20 protein-coding genes are annotated in these 17,757 nt (G+C 40.5%); 11 read left to right on the top strand and 9 right to left on the bottom strand.

All coding sequences use genetic code 11. From position 1 onward, the window contains the following. The first annotated feature begins 33 nt into the window (after positions 1-33). The 4 genes from accD (at position 34) to M1F65_RS05485 (ending at position 3,667) form a co-directional block, all read left to right on the top strand. Positions 34-900 (top strand): acetyl-CoA carboxylase, carboxyltransferase subunit beta, encoded by an 867-nt coding sequence (gene accD, locus M1F65_RS05500; RefSeq protein WP_084944339.1) that lies wholly within the window; start codon positions 34-36, stop codon positions 898-900. After that, a complete protein-coding gene (locus M1F65_RS05495) occupies positions 897-1,664 on the top strand; it encodes an acetyl-CoA carboxylase carboxyl transferase subunit alpha (RefSeq protein WP_042902822.1) in 768 nt (255 codons plus the stop codon). The genes accD and M1F65_RS05495 overlap by 4 nt, the downstream gene beginning before the upstream one ends. Positions 1,665-1,811: 147 nt before the next feature. Continuing rightward, on the top strand, positions 1,812-2,513 hold the full coding sequence (locus tag M1F65_RS05490; RefSeq protein ID WP_084944340.1) for a CPBP family intramembrane glutamic endopeptidase: 702 nt from the start codon (positions 1,812-1,814) through the stop codon (positions 2,511-2,513). A gap of 428 nt (positions 2,514-2,941) precedes the next feature. Beyond that, positions 2,942-3,667: a CPBP family intramembrane glutamic endopeptidase gene (locus M1F65_RS05485; protein ID WP_247925607.1), complete on the top strand. Its 726-nt coding sequence runs from the start codon at positions 2,942-2,944 to the stop codon at positions 3,665-3,667. A 49-nt stretch (positions 3,668-3,716) separates the two neighbouring features. Here M1F65_RS05485 and nusB read toward each other — a convergent pair whose 3' ends face one another. From nusB to gatC, 9 genes are all read right to left on the bottom strand, one after another. Next, a complete protein-coding gene (gene nusB / locus M1F65_RS05480; RefSeq protein WP_084917749.1) occupies positions 3,717-4,139 on the bottom strand; it encodes a transcription antitermination factor NusB in 423 nt (140 codons plus the stop codon). Continuing rightward, positions 4,132-4,521 (bottom strand): Asp23/Gls24 family envelope stress response protein, encoded by a 390-nt coding sequence (locus tag M1F65_RS05475; RefSeq protein WP_000510584.1) that lies wholly within the window; start codon positions 4,519-4,521, stop codon positions 4,132-4,134. Before M1F65_RS05475 ends, nusB begins: the two co-directional genes overlap by 8 nt. 21 nt (positions 4,522-4,542) lie before the next feature. Then, a complete protein-coding gene (gene efp / locus M1F65_RS05470) occupies positions 4,543-5,103 on the bottom strand; it encodes an elongation factor P (RefSeq protein ID WP_000568640.1) in 561 nt (186 codons plus the stop codon). A gap of 80 nt (positions 5,104-5,183) precedes the next feature. Continuing rightward, entirely contained in the window at positions 5,184-6,311 is a 1,128-nt protein-coding gene (locus M1F65_RS05465) for an SPFH domain-containing protein (RefSeq protein ID WP_084917751.1), read from the bottom strand. A gap of 8 nt (positions 6,312-6,319) precedes the next feature. Beyond that, positions 6,320-7,264: a zinc-ribbon domain-containing transport protein gene (locus M1F65_RS05460; RefSeq protein ID WP_247925606.1), complete on the bottom strand. Its 945-nt coding sequence runs from the start codon at positions 7,262-7,264 to the stop codon at positions 6,320-6,322. 97 nt (positions 7,265-7,361) lie between these two features. Continuing rightward, complete coding sequence (locus tag M1F65_RS05455) at positions 7,362-7,757, bottom strand: hypothetical protein (protein WP_247920599.1); 396 nt, start codon at positions 7,755-7,757, stop codon at positions 7,362-7,364. A 56-nt stretch (positions 7,758-7,813) separates the two neighbouring features. After that, positions 7,814-9,259 carry an Asp-tRNA(Asn)/Glu-tRNA(Gln) amidotransferase subunit GatB gene (gene gatB, locus M1F65_RS05450; protein ID WP_139658908.1) on the bottom strand — a complete coding sequence of 482 codons (1,446 nt, stop codon included), beginning with the start codon at positions 9,257-9,259 and terminating at the stop codon, positions 7,814-7,816. After that, positions 9,259-10,725: an Asp-tRNA(Asn)/Glu-tRNA(Gln) amidotransferase subunit GatA gene (gene gatA, locus M1F65_RS05445; RefSeq protein ID WP_247925605.1), complete on the bottom strand. Its 1,467-nt coding sequence runs from the start codon at positions 10,723-10,725 to the stop codon at positions 9,259-9,261. The genes gatB and gatA overlap by 1 nt, the downstream gene beginning before the upstream one ends. After that, the gene (gatC, locus tag M1F65_RS05440; protein WP_000705419.1) at positions 10,725-11,027 is read right to left on the bottom strand and encodes an Asp-tRNA(Asn)/Glu-tRNA(Gln) amidotransferase subunit GatC; all 303 of its coding nucleotides are present in this window, start codon (positions 11,025-11,027) and stop codon (positions 10,725-10,727) included. The genes gatA and gatC overlap by 1 nt, the downstream gene beginning before the upstream one ends. A 165-nt stretch (positions 11,028-11,192) precedes the next feature. Between gatC and M1F65_RS05435 the strand changes: the two genes are divergently transcribed. The 7 genes from M1F65_RS05435 (at position 11,193) to M1F65_RS05405 (ending at position 17,507) form a co-directional block, all read left to right on the top strand. Further along, positions 11,193-11,885, top strand: a complete 693-nt coding sequence (locus M1F65_RS05435; RefSeq protein WP_000468953.1) for a YwaF family protein — start codon at positions 11,193-11,195, stop codon at positions 11,883-11,885. Between the two features lie 143 nt (positions 11,886-12,028). Then, entirely contained in the window at positions 12,029-13,573 is a 1,545-nt protein-coding gene (locus tag M1F65_RS05430) for a peptide chain release factor 3 (protein WP_247925604.1), read from the top strand. 449 nt (positions 13,574-14,022) lie between these two features. Further along, a complete protein-coding gene (locus tag M1F65_RS05425; RefSeq protein ID WP_049501116.1) occupies positions 14,023-14,508 on the top strand; it encodes an immunity protein YezG family protein in 486 nt (161 codons plus the stop codon). A gap of 45 nt (positions 14,509-14,553) precedes the next feature. Continuing rightward, positions 14,554-15,213: a hypothetical protein gene (locus tag M1F65_RS05420; protein WP_049501117.1), complete on the top strand. Its 660-nt coding sequence runs from the start codon at positions 14,554-14,556 to the stop codon at positions 15,211-15,213. A gap of 42 nt (positions 15,214-15,255) precedes the next feature. Then, the gene (locus M1F65_RS05415; protein ID WP_070837925.1) at positions 15,256-15,741 is read left to right on the top strand and encodes an immunity protein YezG family protein; all 486 of its coding nucleotides are present in this window, start codon (positions 15,256-15,258) and stop codon (positions 15,739-15,741) included. Positions 15,742-15,886: 145 nt separating this feature from the next. After that, a complete protein-coding gene (gene imm47 / locus M1F65_RS05410; protein WP_247925603.1) occupies positions 15,887-16,696 on the top strand; it encodes an Imm47 family immunity protein in 810 nt (269 codons plus the stop codon). Between the two features lie 238 nt (positions 16,697-16,934). Beyond that, a complete protein-coding gene (locus M1F65_RS05405; protein WP_000872726.1) occupies positions 16,935-17,507 on the top strand; it encodes a suppressor of fused domain protein in 573 nt (190 codons plus the stop codon). Positions 17,508-17,757: the final 250 nt, after the last annotated feature.

Below are 17,757 nucleotides of genomic sequence, written 5' to 3'. Positions count from 1 at the left end.
TTTCAAATAGTATGAGAACTAAAAGGGGGAGTTATGGCTCTATTTAGTAAAAAGGATAAGTATATTCGGATCAATCCTAACCGTTCCGTAAGGCAGAAACCACAAGCCAAGCCTGAGGTTCCGGATGAACTCTTCTCCCAGTGTCCTGGTTGTAAACACACCATTTATCAAAAGGATCTTGGGAGCGAACGAATTTGTCCCCATTGTAGCTATACTTTCCGTATTTCAGCTCAGGAACGCTTGGATTTGACGATTGATTCTGGTAGCTTTGTGGAGATGTTTACAGGTATTAAAACTCAAGATCCATTAAACTTTCCTGCCTACCAGAAAAAATTGGCTACTATGCGTGAAAAGACAGGTTTGGATGAAGCAGTACTAACTGGTACAGCTAGCATCAAGGGGCAAAAAGTTGCCCTTGGGATCATGGATTCAAACTTTATCATGGCTTCTATGGGAACCGTTGTGGGTGAAAAAATCACGCGCTTGTTTGAGTATGCAACGGTAGAAAACTTGCCAGTCGTTCTCTTCACAGCTTCTGGTGGAGCCCGTATGCAAGAAGGAATCATGAGTTTGATGCAAATGGCTAAGATTTCTGCGGCGGTTCAACGTCATTCCAAGGCAGGACTTTTTTACCTAACTATTTTAACCGATCCGACAACAGGTGGGGTGACTGCTTCTTTTGCTATGGAAGGTGATATTATCCTAGCGGAGCCACAGAGTTTGGTTGGGTTTGCTGGACGTCGTGTTATCGAAAATACAGTTCGTGAGACCTTGCCGGATGACTTCCAAAAGGCAGAATTTCTACTTGAACATGGATTTGTTGATGCAATTGTTAAACGGAGAGAATTGCCTGAAACAATTGCTAAATTAGTAAGATTGCATGGAGGAAGTCGCGGATGAATATTGCAAAAATAGTCAGAGAGGCACGCGAGCAGAGTCGCTTGACCGCACTTGATTTTGCCAATGGAATCTTTGACGAGTTTATCGAATTGCATGGAGATCGCTCTTTCCGTGATGATGGTGCGATCATCGGTGGAATTGGTTGGTTAGGTGACCAAGCAGTAACTGTCGTTGGTATCCAAAAGGGAAAAAGTCTTCATGATAACCTCAAACGGAATTTTGGGCAACCTCATCCAGAAGGCTATCGTAAGGCCTTGCGCCTGATGAAACAGGCAGAAAAGTTTGGCCGACCAGTTGTGACTTTTATCAATACGGCGGGTGCTTACCCAGGTGTTGGAGCCGAGGAACGTGGACAAGGTGAAGCAATTGCCCGAAACCTGATGGAAATGAGTGACCTCAAGGTTCCAATCATCGCGATTATTATCGGTGAAGGTGGATCTGGTGGGGCTCTAGCTCTAGCCGTAGCTAATCGTGTCTGGATGTTAGAAAACTCAATCTACGCAGTACTTAGCCCGGAAGGATTTGCCTCTATCCTTTGGAAGGATGGAAGTCGTGCTATGGAAGCGGCGGAGTTGATGAAAATCACTTCACATGAACTCCTAGAAATGGGAATCGTAGACAAGGTAATCTCAGAAGCAGGGCTGTCAAGTAAAGAACTGCTAGGTTGCGTTAAAAATGAATTGCATGCAGAACTAAATAGGTTGCAAGAACTACCACTCGACCAACTTATCGAAGAACGTTACCAACGCTTTAGAAAATACTAAGAAAATTTAAAAGCTAGAACATTTTGTTCTAGCTATTTTGATAATAGAGCATGGATAAACATGAATACTCTAGATAAATAAGAAAAACAATAAATAGTATATCCTCTATATTGCCCTAATAGAGAGTTTACCATTAGGAGAGAAAGAATGAAAAAGACAATACATTTAGGAATCTGTATGGTTTTAATATTCCTGTACATTTATTTAACGCCATTAGGAGCTATAACTCTAGCTAGGACCTTTGGTTTAGGAATGGACAGCTATATAATCTTCCTAGTTGGAGAAGTGTTACTTATTTTCTTTTTATTCGTTTTGTGGTTGAAAAAGAAGAAGATGCTCTTTATCTTCGAGAAAAAGGGTTGGCGCTGGTCTTATCTCGCTTTCTTGGTGGCTTGTTTCCTTATCTATTCTTTTTTAAATGGATTTAGAATGCAGAACATTCGATTGATTGACCATAGCTTTATTTTCCAAGACCTTCTTTCGGAACTTTACTTAAATGGACGAGAAACGACTCTATCAAGTCTTGTATTTTTAATCTTTAACATTTCGATTGTACCTGTTGTTGAGGAGACAATCTATAGGGGTTATTTTATGAATACCTTCTTTCCAAAGTCGGAGTTTTATTTGGATGTGATCTTGTCTTCTTTCATCTTTGGGCTCAGTCACTTGGTTCTATCCCATCGTGACCCCATCAGTCTCATCATTTATAGTATTCTTGGTCTTCTATTTGCAGTCGCTTATCGAGTTACGGGTAGTCTTCGATTTACCATTGTTTGTCATAGTTTCTATAATGCAATTCCCTATGCTCCGTCAATCTTATTTTATATTTATTATTTGATTTTTAGATAGTAGGAAGTAAAGAAAAAGTGTTTGATAGATATCAAACACTTTTTCTAATTTAATGGGAAGATAGAGAAAGCTCTTTTATCAATTTCTTATTTCTCAATGAGTAAAGCTACCATTTAGGGTGAAAAATTGACAGTTGAGGAGATGGACAGTAAAATAGACAAAAAAGATATATACTGTAGATGTAAGCTGACAAAAATTTATTTTAAGGAGCTACTTGATAGGACAGGTACAGAAACATTTACAGTTCTTTCATCTGAGGACTTAGAGCAAGTTTCAGGTGGTGGTATGATTTGGTTAGTTGACGATAGACATTGGGATTCGCCATATGCATATAGTTTAGCGACAGAATGGAGTACAATACGTAATAGAATGACTGGTTATGGTAACGGAATTATACCTTAATAGTCTAATAATTTAAAGGGGTAAGTATGAAAAAACTAGGGCATTTGGGAGTCTATACATCACTGGTATTTCTATCGATTTACCTACCAGAGTTAGGGATTATGCATCTAACTAAGTTTTTAGGATGGGGGATAGATGGCTATTCTATCTTTTTAACAGTTGAAGTAATGGCTCTTTTGCTATTATTTATCTACTGGCTCAAAAAGAAAGAGATGCTCTATATTTTTGAAAAAAAGGGTTCAAAGAAGTCAAGATTCTTTTACCTTGTAGTTGCTCTAGTGGCTACTTATTTTGATCGTCAATTGGTGGATGCTTTTCAGTTACAGTTTCATCACCTAATTGATAACAAGTATATCTTTCAAGACCTTCTTTCGATTCTATTCTCCAATGGGCAACCAACTTTTCTATCAACTGTTCTCAGTTTTAGTTTAACAGTAGTCTTCGCACCTATATTAGAGGAACTGATTCATAGAGGGTACTTTATGAATACCTTCTTTCCCCAGTCCAAGTACTATCTGGATGTTATCCTATCTGCTCTTATCTTTGGACTTAGTCATTTGATCCTAACTCACCGAGATCCTATCAGTTTGATTATTTATAGTTTAGGCGGTCTTTTCTATGCCCTTGTCTACCGTTGGACAAAGAACTTAAAAATTACCATCCTGTGCCATAGTTTTTTCAACTTTCTCATTTATGCAAAACCCATCTGGATTTTTGTTTATAATTATGTCTATTACCATTTTTTTAGATAGTGGTAGGCAAAGAAAAAAGTGTTTGATAATTGTCAAACACTTTTTCTATTTACTGTTCTTCTGTTACAAACTGGCTGAGTAGTCCGTTGATAAAACGGGCAGATTTTTGATCTGAGAAGTCCTTTGCAAGATCGATAGCTTCATTGACAGCAACCAGCTGTGGGGTGTCAAATGAAGTGATTTCAAAGACTCCCAAGCGAAGGAGGTTTCTCTCCACGAGTGTTAAACGCTCGATGGTCCAACCTGCTTTTAAATGCTGTGTGATTTGCTTGTCTAGTTCTTCCTTTTTAGCCTGAACACCAGAAACTAGCTCTGTCAAAAAGGCTGGAAGTTGCACATCCGTATCTTCACGATCATGAGTATAGGCGAAACGACAAGCAGTTTCGACATCCGTACCGAATTCAAGGCTCATGAGAGCTTGAAAAGCGCATTTACGGAGTTGGCGTCTAGATTCTAATAGTGGACTAGTCATTGAGGAAGTCCTCGTCAAATAGATCTTTCAATTCTGGTTTTGGTGTTTTATCTGGAACGATACCTGCAACGTGGATATTGATAGCAGCGAGTTCTACATCAGCCATATTGCGGACGGCATCTTTAACAGCTTTCTGGATAGCAACCGCTACCTTAGGAACTTTTACTCCGTACTCAAGGTAGAGATAGATATCTGCTGTGAGCTCTTCGTCCACGTTTTTAAGATAAACACCACGGCCAAGAGAAAGTTTTGAAAGGGTGTCAGATACTGATTTGTTTGAAAAAGAGTGAACACCCTCTACTTTTGCAGTAGCAATAGCAATGATTTTTTCAAGTACACGTGGGGCGATAACGATTTCGCCAAGTTGTTCTTCAATTCCCATAGAATGACCTCTTTCTAGAGATTAGGCACGAGAAACGTAAGTTCCTTCTGCAGTGTTGATAACGAGTTTTTGTCCTGCTTCGATGAAGTCTGGAACGTTTACGACAAGTCCAGTTTCCATCGTTGCTGGTTTACCAGAACCTGTAACCGTAGCACCTTTGATAGATGGTTGAGTTTCTGCAACTGTCAATTCAACAGTAGTAGGAACGGTGACACCAATCACTTCAGTTCCGTAGAATTGGATCTTCACATCAGAGTTTTCAAGGATGTAAAGCAATTCGTTTTCAACATTGACTACAGGGATTTCGTATTGGTCGTAAGTTTCTGTATTCATGAAGTAGGCTGTGTCATCCATTTTGTACAAGTATTGAGCTGGGACAGTCTCGATGATAGCTTGTTCAAATTTTTCCTCTGGACGGTAGCTTGTGTCAAATGTAGAACCAGTACGGACATCACGTAATTTCATACGCATGATGGTGTTCCCTTTACCTGGTTTGTGGTGGCTAGCTTCCAAAACGCGGATCAATTTTCCGTCAGCTGTTTCAAAGGTCATACCAGCCTTTAATTTACTTGCTTCAATCATGTTTTTACCTCTTTAATAAATAATTTACTCTTTATTGTACCATAAAAGACAACATTACTCAAATGTCAGAAGGAGCTTAATTAGTTGACTGGTACGATATTTCCATCTTCGTCTTTAGTAACGAGGACGTATTTTCCATCGACTTCGATGTAAAAATTCTTGCTGGCAGTTTGTCCAGTGTTTTGAGCCGGTGCTTGATTTTGGACTTGTTGGCTTAGTTGACCACCCAGAGTTTGGCCAAGATTCATGCCCATAAACATGTTCATCCCATTGCCATTTCCTTCGTTTGCAGCTGCAGCAATAAGCGCTTCGTTGCGAGCACGGCGTTCTTCGATTTCAATCGTGTTGTACTTCATTGCCACGAGCTCGCTATCAAGCTTGCGAACGATATCAAGACTTTCTTGGTCGTAGCTGAGGTCCTCAAGCAAGATGTTAGTTGCTTCAATCCCGTAGAGACCTGTCCAAACCTTGTTGACCTCTTGTTTAGCGAGTTCGTTAAAGGTGTCTTGGTTGGCATTGAGACTATAGATATCAACCTTGTTTTCGTTGGTATATTTGGCAATGGCAATCGCAATTTTTGGTGCGATATTTTGACGGAGCGTTCCTTGAGCTACATCTTGGAGAGTAAATGGCTGTCCGTCAGTAATTTGACGGCTAACAGAACTTACGTAGAAGAGGACTGGGTCTGCTATTTTTACATCAAACAAGCCATAAAAACGGATGTTGAGCAGTTGTTGGTAACGTTCGCTGAAATATTCGACCGCATTTTGTGTGCCGAACTTATTACCTGCAATAGGTTGCATGCGGATAAAGATAATTTCCTGTTGGGTGATGACTTGTCCACCAAAAGAGAAACGGTTTTTAAAGTTTTCCCAAGTGCCTTTTAAACCACCTTTTTCAAGGAGCCAGGCGTTATCACCAGCTTGCCATTCGTGGCTACCAGCTTCGAGGACTTCACCAAGGAAGGTACCGTTGTTTACCAAAAGAGCGGTATAACCTTGAGGAACGATAACCACACTGCCATCTGACAAGAGGCCTGTATTTTGATTGCTGTGACGAGAACGTCCATCTGGGTCTTTTGTGAGTAATTGTCCCTTGACGGCCAAGGCGTCGCCAGAGACATTATCTGGAAGGACAATGGCTTCCTTGAATTTACTATCATTAAAACTATTTAAGCCTGCTGATAAGGCTGCACGTATAAATCCCATAATTCCTCCTAATTATAAAGCTCGTCTTCATCCACAACATCATAGGTATCCAGTACCCATTGGTTTGGACTGCGAGAGAGATTGGCACCACAGTAGTCGCACTCGCTAACTGCAGAGATTTTCAAAGGGGCGCCACAGTTTGGACAGTGGTCGCTCACAACTTCGTCTGGATTGACTGCTTGCGTTTGGCTACCGTGTTGACGGATAAAGTTTAATTGATACACAGTGAAGAGATCTTTTTTAGGGTCTCCTTCAATGACACGGCGAGTATCATCGTCAATGACATAGTCTCGTAAAATTGATGATAGAATCACCACTAAGGTATCGTTTCCGTCAGGATTTTCAATAAACTCCTTGATGCGAACATTTTCGATACAAACTTTCTCTAAAACATTAGTTGTTTTAGCACGAATATGGTCTTCGAGTTGGGCACTGTGTTGGGAGTAGAGACTGGTACTTTCTATAGCGCGGACAGAGTTCCAATTTTTCTCAGTCCAGGCAACCTGCAATTTAAGGTAGACTTCCTTAACCCAAGATGTGAAAGCTTCCGCGTCAAAGTTTGGATCTCCGTATTTCACAAGACTAATGGCCCGTGTGTTGTGTTCAACTCGACGATGGAGCGTTTGAGAATCATTACTAGTGTCTGTTGAACTTGAATCTTCTGAGTTATTCTTCGAGGCTTTAAAGATACTAACTAGGAAAACTCCTGCGACAACCAGGAATACCAATCCCATTTCGAATGAGTTGGTAGAGCTACTAGAGGATGATCCATATCCAGAGCGGTAGTAGTGGTAGGATGATCCGCCAGAACGACTTCCACCCCCACTTGAGCGGCTGCTACTGCGGCTGCTCCCTCCACTTCTGGAATGCCCGACACCTGCATCAACGATTTGAGGCACGGATAGAAAAACAAGTAATAAACAGGTCATTAAAAGAGCATAAAACTTTTTCATGTGTCTCCTAACTATATGATTGAAAAGGTAGAATTCTGAATTCGAATGATTATTAAACTATTAATAACCTTTAAAATAATCTAAGATATACTAGGCGTTATTTACTAGCATTTAGCTTCTTTATGGAATGGCGCTCGATGAGCCATCCCACAATCCACCCTATTGCTAGCAAGTAATTTTCAAAAGCACCGATAGCATTTACAGGAGAGTGATACTCCATATAATTGAGTAAGTGATTTGTTCCTATTCCAATTCCGCCAATAATGAGAGCAAGAAGTGCGATTCGTAGATAGAACCAATCGTATTTAATATTGACAGCGAGAATAATAATCAATACAGCTAAATTCCATATTCCAATTTCTCGTTGCCAACCAACAGATATTCCGTACCCGGAGTGGCTTCCCATGTACGATGGAAAGAAAATTTGTAGTATAGAAGCGCCTAACATAGCGATGATGACTAAGACAAATAGCAATCGTAAAAATTTGTTCATTCATTCCCCTTGTCTCATTCTCGTTTTAAAAGTAAAAAAAGTGTTTAAAGAGTAAATTACTCACTTTCTTTCAACTTCGCCAATTCCTGTGCAAGGAGTTTAAGGGCAACTTGTGGGTTGGCTTGGCCTTTAGTTGCCTTCATAAGGAATCCTGTGAAGGCCTTGTCTGCGTTGCGTTTGCCTGACTTGAAGTCGGCAACGGCAGCTTCGTTATCCGCAAAGACTTGGTGGATGATTGGGATCAAGACATCTGGATCAGAGATTTGCACCAAGCCTGCTTTTTCCACGTATTCACGCGCGCCACCGCCATTTTTAGCCAGGTGGACAAAGACTTTCTTGGCAATCTTGGAAGAGATCGTGCCGTCTTCGATGATGGCAATCATTTCAACCAAGTTTTCTGGTGTTAATTCGATTTGTTCCAGTGTTTTACCTTCGGCGTTCAAGAACTGAGCAACTTCACCTTGGAGCCAGTTAGAAACTTGTTTGGCATCGCCACCGAGTGCAACAGCTTTTTCAAAGAAGTCAGAAGTGACCTTATTTGCAGTCAACTGACTAGCATCGTAGTCTGACAAGCCAAGGTCAGCAACGTAGCGAGCACGGCGTTCTTTTGGAAACTCTGGCAATTCTGTGCGCATTTCCTCAATCCACTCATCTGAGATTTCAAAGAGGGGTAGGTCTGGTTCTGGGAAGTAGCGGTAGTCAGCAGCGCCTTCCTTAACACGCATGAGGATGGTTGCCTTGTTAGCTTCATCGTAACGACGTGTTTCTTGGCGAATTTGACCACCTGAGCGAAGGATTTCAGCCTGGCGTTGGACTTCGTATTCGAGACCCTTACGAACGTTTGAGAAGGAGTTGAGGTTTTTCAACTCAGTCTTGGTACCGAATTTTTCTTGACCATAAGGACGAAGGGAGATATTGGCATCCACACGCATGGAACCTTCTTCCATCTTAACATCAGAAATTCCAGCGTACTGGATGACTTCCTTTAGGGCAGTTAGATAAGCATAGGCTTCTTCTGGGGAACGCATGTCCGCTTCAGATACAATCTCAATCAATGGCACCCCTTGGCGGTTGAGGTCAACATAAGAGTAGCCATCTGTACCGTGGGTGTTTTTACCAGCGTCTTCTTCCAAGTGGGCGCGTTCGATACCGATTTTCTTGGTCGTACCGTCTTCTAGCTCCACTTCAATCCAGCCGTTGTAGCCGATTGGCTCATCAAACTGAGAAATTTGGTAGGCTTTAGGATTGTCAGGATAGAAGTAGTTCTTGCGGTCAAAGTGCATCTTCTTATGGATGTCCATGTTAAGAGCGAGTGCAGCCTTGATACCAGCATCGACAACACCTTTATTGAGAACTGGTAGTACGCCTGGGAAAGACCAGTCAATCACGTTGGTATTGGCATTTTGGTCATTTCCAAAGTGGGCAGAAGTAGGTGAGAAGATTTTTGAATTGGTGTTGAGCTCTACGTGGACTTCAAGTCCAATGACTGTTTCAAAGTTCATTAGTTGTCACCTCCAAAAATCACGGGTTGTTGTTTGTGGTAGTCTGTTGTTGCTTCAAAGGCAGCAGCAGCTTGGTAAATGGTCTCTTCTGAGTATTTAGGACCGATCAATTGCAGACCGACAGGTAGACCTTGAGCAAATCCAGCAGGGATCGAAATTCCTGGGAGACCTGCCAAGTTGACTGGAATGGTCAAAAGGTCAGCCAAGTACATAGCAACGGGGTCATGGTTGAGGGAGTCCAAGTCATAGGCAACACTTGGAGCAGTTGGTCCTAGGATTAAATCGTAATCCGCAAAGACGTTTTCGAAATCTTGGATGATGAGGGTACGAACTTGTCCAGCCTTCTTGTAATAGGCATCATAGTAACCTGATGAAAGGCTAAATGTTCCAAGCATGATACGGCGTTTCACTTCTTCACCGAAACCTTGGCTACGGCTGTTTACATAGATTTCATCAAGATTCGTCGCATCCTCTGCGCGGTAGCCATAACGAATACCGTCAAAACGTTGCAAGTTTGAGGATGCTTCTGATGAAGCGATGATGTAGTAAACGGCAACACCGTATTTTGAGTGAGGAAGGCTAACTTCTTCGACGATGGCACCAAGTTTTTCAAAGTGTTTGGCTGCGTTCAGGATAGTTTCCTTAACCTCTGGGTCAATCCCTTCACCAAGGTATTCCTTAGGCAAAGCAATTTTCATTCCCTTGATGTCTTGCCCGATTTTGGAAGTAAAGTCAGCAATGCGGACAGGAGCAGAAGTAGAGTCTTTGGCATCTTCGCTAGCAATTGCATTGAGCAAGAGAGCATTTTCTTTAACAGTTGGAGCAAAAGGTCCAATCTGGTCTAGAGAGCTACCAAAGGCAATGAGGCCGAAACGTGAAACTGTTCCGTAGGTTGGTTTGAGACCAACGATCCCGTTGAAGGCAGCAGGTTGGCGGATGGAACCACCGGTATCAGAACCAAGTGACAAGCGGACTTGTCCTGAGGCTACGGCTGCGGCAGAACCACTTGATGAACCACCAGGAACCTTGGTCTGGTCCCAAGCATTTTTAGTCGCACCGTAGTGAGAAGTTTCACCGGATCCACCCATGGCAAATTCGTCCATGTTGGTCTTTCCGACGACAATCATACCCTTAGCTTTTGCATTGGCAACGGCTGTCGCATCAAAGATTGGCTCGTAGTTGTAGAGCATTTTTGAGGCAGCAGTTGTAAGAATACCGTCGGTAGAGATATTATCCTTAACAGCCAGTGGAATTCCTGAAAGAACATTATCCGCGTCAATTCCAGCTTCATCAATAGCCTTAGCTTGAGCAAGGGCTTGCTCTTCAGCGATGGTAACAAAAGCATTGATTGCTTTCTCGCGAGACTTGATATCTTCAAGCGTGGCTTGGGTCAATTCAGTTGCTGAAATCTCCTTAGAGACAAGGAGATTGTGCAAGTCTTCAATAGTTTTGTTATTAAAAGTCATTAGGCATCTCCTCCATCATCTAGGATAGCTGGTACCTTGATATAGTAGTTGTCTTTTTCAGGTACGTTTTTAAACAAGCGGTCACGGTCTGTTCCTTCTTCAGCCACATCAGGGCGGAGTACGGTCTTACGGTCAGCCATGGTCGTAGTAGGTGCGACACCAGTTGTGTCGACTTCGCCCAGCAACTCAACCATATCTACAATCTTAGACAGGGTGGTCGCAAAAGCAGCAGTTTCTTCTTCAGAGAATCTTAATTTTGAAAGATTGGCAACGTGCGTTACCTCTTCTTGCGTAATTTTCATCTTGCATCCTTTCGTGAAATGATGATTTTTAGTCTGTTCTATTTTACCATATTTTCCTATAAATAAGGGAGCCAAACTGAAAAGAAATAGAAATTGAAAAATCGCTTTTAATTCGCTATAATGGTTAAACTAGAGAATAGAAAAAATAAGAGTTAGGATAGAAATATGTTCCATCAATTTATCACCAGATCTCAAACGGTTCCTCCTCCCATTTCCCTCTTTTGGTATGGGATCATGATGCTTACTTTAGTGCTTTGTATTTATGGAGCACTTGCTTATCACAAGAATCCGAAATTTGTCCGCTTGTTTAAGGGGATTCAGATCCTCCAGTTGCTAGCCCTATATAGTTGGTATGTTGGCTTTGGGATTCCATTTTCTAATAGCCTTCCATTTTACCATTGCCGTTTAGCCATGTTTGCGGTGGTTTTCTTGCCAGATAAATGGCGGAGCAAGCAATATTTTGCCCTCTTAGGAGCAAGTGGAGCGGTCTTTGCCTTGGTTTACCCGGTTTTTGACCCCTATGATTTCCCCCATATTACCAGTTTTTCATTTTTGATTGGGCACTATGCTCTTCTAGTGAATTCATTGGTTTACTTGATGAATCACTATGATAAGAGCCTACTAAAGAAATATATGATTGTAGCCTATACCTTTATTCTCAACCTCTTTCTAGTTGCAGTTAATCAGGTGACAGGTGGAAATTATGGTCTCTTAAGAGATACCCCGTTTATCTCGAATGCTCCTCTATGGTTAAAATATCTTCTTGTGTCCGTCATCCTTTCGCTGGCTCTGGTTCTCTTTGATATCTTGTTTAAAAAACGGTGGAAAAAGAGAAATCAGGTGCAACCTGTGCTCTAGCTTGCCTTTTCATCGGATGAGCAATTGAAAAACTCCCCAAAATCCGCTATAATGGAGAGTTGAAAGGAATAGTAAAATCCAATGTAAACATCATTCTTAGCTACTGAAACAACTAAAAATAGAAAATCAAAGAAAGAGAACTTATGACTATTCAAGAAGAAATAAAGAAACGCCGTACCTTTGCCATTATCTCCCACCCGGACGCGGGGAAGACAACCATCACTGAGCAGTTGCTCTACTTTGGGGGCGAGATTCGTGAGGCTGGTACGGTAAAAGGGAAGAAAACAGGGACTTTTGCCAAGTCTGACTGGATGGATATTGAGAAACAACGTGGGATTTCGGTCACGTCATCTGTTATGCAGTTTGACTATGATGGCAAGCGCGTCAATATCCTAGACACACCAGGGCACGAGGACTTCTCAGAAGATACTTATCGGACCTTGATGGCAGTGGATGCTGCGGTCATGGTTGTGGACTCTGCCAAGGGTATCGAGGCGCAGACAAAGAAATTGTTTGAGGTTGTGAAACATCGTGGTATTCCAGTCTTTACCTTTATGAACAAGCTAGACCGTGATGGTCGTGAGCCGCTGGACCTCTTGCAAGAATTGGAAGATGTCTTGGGTATTGCGAGCTATCCGATGAACTGGCCGATCGGGATGGGGAAAGCCTTTGAAGGCTTGTATGACCTCTATAACCAACGCTTGGAGCTCTATAAAGGGGATGAGCGTTTTGCTAGTCTAGAAGATGGAGATAAACTCTTTGGCAGCAATCCTTTCTACGAGCAAGTCAAAGATGATATTGAGCTTTTAAATGAAGCTGGAAATGAGTTTTCAGAAGAAGCTATTTTAGCGGGTGAATTAACACCAGTCTTCTTCGGATCAGCCTTGACAAACTTTGGGGTTCAGACCTTCCTTGAAACCTTCCTTGAGTTTGCTCCAGAACCACATGGCCACAAGAAAACAGATGGCGAAATTGTGGATCCTTATGATAAGGATTTCTCAGGATTTGTCTTTAAAATCCAAGCCAACATGGACCCTCGTCACCGGGACCGTATCGCCTTTGTCCGTATCGTATCGGGTGAATTTGAGCGAGGAATGAGTGTCAATTTGCCTCGTACTGGGAAGACTGCCAAGCTTTCTAATGTCACCCAGTTTATGGCCGAAAGTCGTGAGAATGTGACAAACGCTGTTGCAGGTGATATCATCGGGGTTTACGATACCGGTACTTATCAGGTTGGAGACACCTTGACGGTTGGAAAAAATAAGTTTGAGTTTGAACCACTGCCAACCTTTACACCTGAGATTTTTATGAAAGTTTCTGCTAAGAACGTCATGAAGCAAAAATCCTTCCACAAGGGGATTGAGCAATTGGTGCAAGAAGGAGCTATTCAGCTTTACAAGAATTACCAAACAGGCGAATACATGCTAGGAGCTGTGGGACAACTCCAGTTTGAAGTCTTTAAGCACCGCATGGAAGGCGAGTACAATGCAGAAGTGGTCATGAGCCCGATGGGTAAAAAGACCGTTCGTTGGATCAAGACTGAGGACTTGGATGAACGGATGTCCTCAAGCCGCAATATCTTGGCTAAAGACCGTTTCGACCAACCAGTCTTTCTCTTTGAAAATGACTTTGCCCTCCGCTGGTTTGCAGATAAGTATCCAGACGTAGAGTTGGAGGAAAAGATGTAAATCGTTACAAATGACTAGCAACACAAAGTTGCTGTCATTTAACGGTAACCGCTATGGCGGTTTACCTAAACGCTTCACTAGGTAAAACCCACGAATGGTATCGGTTCGTGGGTTTTGCCGTCGTAACATAAAGGAAGCGAACTAGCTAACTGCCTCACTAACTACGTTTGGCAAATAGAATCGATTTGCCAAACTCCGTGTCGTAGTGTAAAATCGGCTTACCTAAACGCCTCACTAGGAAAAATCCACGAATATTATTAATTCGTGGATTTTTTCGTTGGAAAGGATAGAAAGTTGCTATACCTAGCGATATGATTGGTCCATTTTACTGTTTTATTGAGGCAATTTTGCCCTATTTGAGCAAATTTTATAAGAGTAAGTTGGTTTCTGTTCTTTATGGTATACTAGAGATACAGATAAAATGTGAATACACCAAACCGGAGGAACATATGGAAAAACAGATTAATGAGAAAATTATCGAAATCGTGCATCAAGCCAACGATATGATTCCAGTTGAGTGGGATGACTTGTATATTGTAACCGAGATGGACAAGACATATAGTGGTGAAGCCTATTTCTATTTTAAGTATAAAAATCACTATCATTACCATCTGGAAATGTCAGAAGATTTTGGCCTATCGATGATGGATATTCTAAGCGAAAACAAGGTTTTATTTAAAAAATCAGAAGATCTGAAAAGAGTGTTTATTGAAAATAATTTGGCAGATTGGTACATTTGTATCATCCATTTAGATGATAACAACAAGCTTTCAGTCGACTATGACTATGCTCCATGGAATAAAAGTAATTTTGGACCAACTGCTCAAATGAACTTTTTCAGATATCAATTTTTAGGATTTGAACCAAGAAACGAAAAAGAACAAGAACAGTTCAAGGCTATGGAAGCCTTCCAGCAGGAACATAATGGAAAATAGTTTGCTTGGATAAGAGGAATAAGACCAGATTAGTGAGGAAATTCAATGGTTAAATTTTCAAAAATAGATAAACAACTAAAAAAAGAATTGAAAAAAGTTCAGCGCAATGCAGCAAAAAAATTACAGTTAAAGTCTCGAGATTGGGCCTATTTCAACAAAGTGGGAGACTATTTGGTTTCGTATATGATTGATATTAAATTTCCAGATAATAAGTTTCGTCTAATTATTCGCACGGATATCAAACCATATATTTTGGATGATATTTTTTGGGAAGTTTTTGATATGGCGAGTAATTCGCAGGAACCAATGAGTCTTCGAGCTGTTGGAGCTTTCACAGTTGATTCCTTATCCTTACCAACCAAAATCAATGAAGAAGACTGGACGATGGAGGACCTTGACTTAGAAAAAGTCGAAGCTAGGGTTTTCGAGGTGCTCTCAGAAGTGCATGAAGAAGTTCTTAAACGTATCAATGGGTTCGACAGTTTTGAAGATTTTTATAACTATGCTGTTGAGAATTCATCAAATCCTGCTCGATATGATTTGATGGGGATGCTATTAATGATCCATCGCGAGAAATATCAAGAGGCACTCCAAATGGCAGAAGATTTGATCGCAAAGCGTAAATTCGGAGGTTTCCAAAATAAGAATAAATGGATCAATGAATACATTGTGGATTATTGTAAAGAAAAACTCAAGGCAGATTAGGAAGTCTTGTGTTTAAATGTATAATCCAAATCGGAGGATAAAATGGAAAAACAGATTAATGAGAAGATGACCGAGATTATATATAAAGTAAATGATATGATTCCAGTTGAGTGGGATGATCTTTATATTAATTTTGAAGTGGATAAGACGCTTAGTGGTGGCGTGATATTTTTCTTTAAATATAAAGGAGAATATCATTATTACATGGATATTCCATCTTTATTTGCTATCCCTAAGACAGAATTCAGAATAGATTACATAAATCTTTTTGCTTTAGGTGAAGATATGAAGAAGATTTTCATCGAACAGGGTCTGGCAGAGTGGTCCGCCTTTACAATCAAAGTGGATGAAAACAATAAAACCTTTTTGGACTTTGACTATGCACCATGGAATAAAAGTAAATTTGGACCAACGGATAGAATAGAATTCTTTGAATACAAATACCTCGGCAAGCAACCAGCTAATGAAAAAGAACTTGAGTTGTTCAAGGCTATGGAAGCCTTTCAGCAAAAATATAACGAGAACTAGTTTCATGGATAAACGACCACCTTCATGGTGGTCTTTTATGGTATACTGGGAGTGTAGAGCCAGTAAATTTGGTGATAACTTAGCATCGGTCAGAAAGCAAGTAACAAATTTCCAAAAAAAGTATTGAGATAAAAGGAGAACGGGGATGGGAAACAAACTGTTAATGCCAGGAATGTCGTTCGGTCACGTTAGTTCAGTAGCGCTTGAAGATTTAAAAAGGGGCTTACTTTCAGTAAATGATGAGAGAGAATGTGTATTGCTGATTGATGAAATCTTAAAAAAGGGAGATTTTACAGTAAAAAACTTGCTGATTGACTTGATGAACCAGACAAAAGATGAAGCAGTACTCAATATTTGTATTCGATTGTTTTGTTCAGTTTGTACACATGATGATTTAAAAAAAGTTGAAAATTTTCATTTTTTAAGTTCGGCTTCAGAATTTGCGGTATTTACTTTTGTCGCTGGCGCTGTGGAAACAATGTCCTATGAAGTCGTTCCTTACCTTCTTACTCTGTGGGAGGAGTGGGAAGATACAGAAACCGAAGTGGAGTACGTTATTCAAGATGCTTTGGATAGTTTTCTCAACTATCGTTCAATTATAGAAGAAAATGCAAGATTAGAAGAAGTTGGAAGTTTATATTTTGATGTAATAAAGCACAAGAACTTAGATTACTATTATTATAAAACTCTTCAGGTTTTTCCTGGTTTATTTACACAAGAAATTATGACTGCTCTTTACATCGCTGCTCAAAAAGAACAGAAATACCATCTTTATCTTCAGGCTTCCCTTCTTTCTATTTATACAGGCAAGCAGGTCCCAGTGGACACCAATGCTCTTATTTCAAAAAATGAAATTGATTTGATGGTTCGTTATATTGATGACTTATCAGACAAAGACTGGACGGAAGGTATGAAATATTTTTACGGCCATCCAGTTGAAGAACTTGTAAAATAATGAAATGGACAATTGATAACAAAGGACTACCCTCGAGGCGGTCTTTTATTGTTTTCCAAACGCTAGTCCATAGGGTTTATGGTATACTAGGATTGTAGAGTCAGTTAATTTGGTGATAATCTGGCAGAGCTATCATCAAGCTATAACGCCTTCGTTGAGAATTTCCAGAAGAGTGTAGTGAAACTGAAAGATAACATAGCTCATGCTGGACCAAACTTTAAGAGGAGAATGAAATGAAATGAAATACGATAAAATTAAAATTGCACAGGAAATAGCCAGAGCTGTAGGGGGAGTTCCTCAAGCCTATACATTTAGAAATCACGATAACAAATTAGATTTATTTATTGGAGAGAATCGTCCGGACGATTATTTAACAACAGCAGCAACAATCGGCTTATCTGAATATACCATTTATCGTCGAATAAATGATAAGCCTTTAAGAGTTGAAATCATTGGGGCAGCTGATGCAGAGCTGGAATATTTTCCAAATATTATAGCAGACTGTGGTTTTAATATCGTGAGAGGAGAATATAGCATCTCCCCCGGTGCAGTCTATCCAAATATAATTCGAAATTACTATCCTAATGCGAAAGTAAATCATATATTTTTCACTCAGCCTTTCTTGTGGGAACTGGAGTCTTTTGATTTTGATGAAGAGTATGTTACGTGGCTACAAGCTATCCCTATTACAGAAGCTGAGCTTCAATTTATAGAAAAGCATGGAGCCGAAGTAGGAGCGCAGAAGTTAGAAGCATTGTTTGAAGAGCATCAGATAGATGTTTATGATTTTATGAGGCCTTCTGTAGTGTAATCAATTTTTTATCTTTTTTCAGGAGCAGGAGTAGAGACCTGCTTTTTTTAAAACTCATCAATATCCGTTGTAAGTCCGATCTTCCTTTCAGCTGATGTGCGAATTCCGTCATTGATGGAATCTATTACATATCTGATGGGAATGAGGCACGCAATTTTATAGAGTAGCTCTCCGAAAGGAGCTGGTAGCTACGATGAACACTCTATGGATTTGGATTTTTGCCTTACAATTTATTAGTTCAAAAAATTTT

The sequence above is a fragment of the Streptococcus oralis genome, from assembly GCF_023109195.1.
Classification (GTDB): Bacteria; Bacillota; Bacilli; order Lactobacillales; family Streptococcaceae; genus Streptococcus; species Streptococcus oralis_BV.
The sequence above is the reverse complement of the archived record's forward strand: the minus strand, read 5'-3'. Positions and strand labels throughout refer to the sequence as shown.

Coding starts and splice junctions, on each gene's coding strand:
- M1F65_RS05430 (WP_247925604.1), top strand. CDS start 12,029: ATGACTATTCAAGAAGAAATAAAGAAACGCCGTACCTTTGCCATTATC.
- M1F65_RS05475 (WP_000510584.1), bottom strand. CDS start 4,521: ATGGGAATTGAAGAACAACTTGGCGAAATCGTTATCGCCCCACGTGTA.
- M1F65_RS05460 (WP_247925606.1), bottom strand. CDS start 7,264: ATGAAAAAGTTTTATGCTCTTTTAATGACCTGTTTATTACTTGTTTTT.
- M1F65_RS05455 (WP_247920599.1), bottom strand. CDS start 7,757: ATGAACAAATTTTTACGATTGCTATTTGTCTTAGTCATCATCGCTATG.
- M1F65_RS05465 (WP_084917751.1), bottom strand. CDS start 6,311: ATGGGATTTATACGTGCAGCCTTATCAGCAGGCTTAAATAGTTTTAAT.
- M1F65_RS05435 (WP_000468953.1), top strand. CDS start 11,193: ATGTTCCATCAATTTATCACCAGATCTCAAACGGTTCCTCCTCCCATT.
- M1F65_RS05420 (WP_049501117.1), top strand. CDS start 14,554: ATGGTTAAATTTTCAAAAATAGATAAACAACTAAAAAAAGAATTGAAA.
- gatB (WP_139658908.1), bottom strand. CDS start 9,259: ATGAACTTTGAAACAGTCATTGGACTTGAAGTCCACGTAGAGCTCAAC.
- M1F65_RS05495 (WP_042902822.1), top strand. CDS start 897: ATGAATATTGCAAAAATAGTCAGAGAGGCACGCGAGCAGAGTCGCTTG.
- accD (WP_084944339.1), top strand. CDS start 34: ATGGCTCTATTTAGTAAAAAGGATAAGTATATTCGGATCAATCCTAAC.
- gatA (WP_247925605.1), bottom strand. CDS start 10,725: ATGACTTTTAATAACAAAACTATTGAAGACTTGCACAATCTCCTTGTC.
- efp (WP_000568640.1), bottom strand. CDS start 5,103: ATGATTGAAGCAAGTAAATTAAAGGCTGGTATGACCTTTGAAACAGCT.
- M1F65_RS05425 (WP_049501116.1), top strand. CDS start 14,023: ATGGAAAAACAGATTAATGAGAAAATTATCGAAATCGTGCATCAAGCC.
- M1F65_RS05405 (WP_000872726.1), top strand. CDS start 16,935: ATGAAATACGATAAAATTAAAATTGCACAGGAAATAGCCAGAGCTGTA.
- imm47 (WP_247925603.1), top strand. CDS start 15,887: ATGGGAAACAAACTGTTAATGCCAGGAATGTCGTTCGGTCACGTTAGT.
- gatC (WP_000705419.1), bottom strand. CDS start 11,027: ATGAAAATTACGCAAGAAGAGGTAACGCACGTTGCCAATCTTTCAAAA.
- nusB (WP_084917749.1), bottom strand. CDS start 4,139: ATGACTAGTCCACTATTAGAATCTAGACGCCAACTCCGTAAATGCGCT.
- M1F65_RS05485 (WP_247925607.1), top strand. CDS start 2,942: ATGAAAAAACTAGGGCATTTGGGAGTCTATACATCACTGGTATTTCTA.
- M1F65_RS05415 (WP_070837925.1), top strand. CDS start 15,256: ATGGAAAAACAGATTAATGAGAAGATGACCGAGATTATATATAAAGTA.
- M1F65_RS05490 (WP_084944340.1), top strand. CDS start 1,812: ATGAAAAAGACAATACATTTAGGAATCTGTATGGTTTTAATATTCCTG.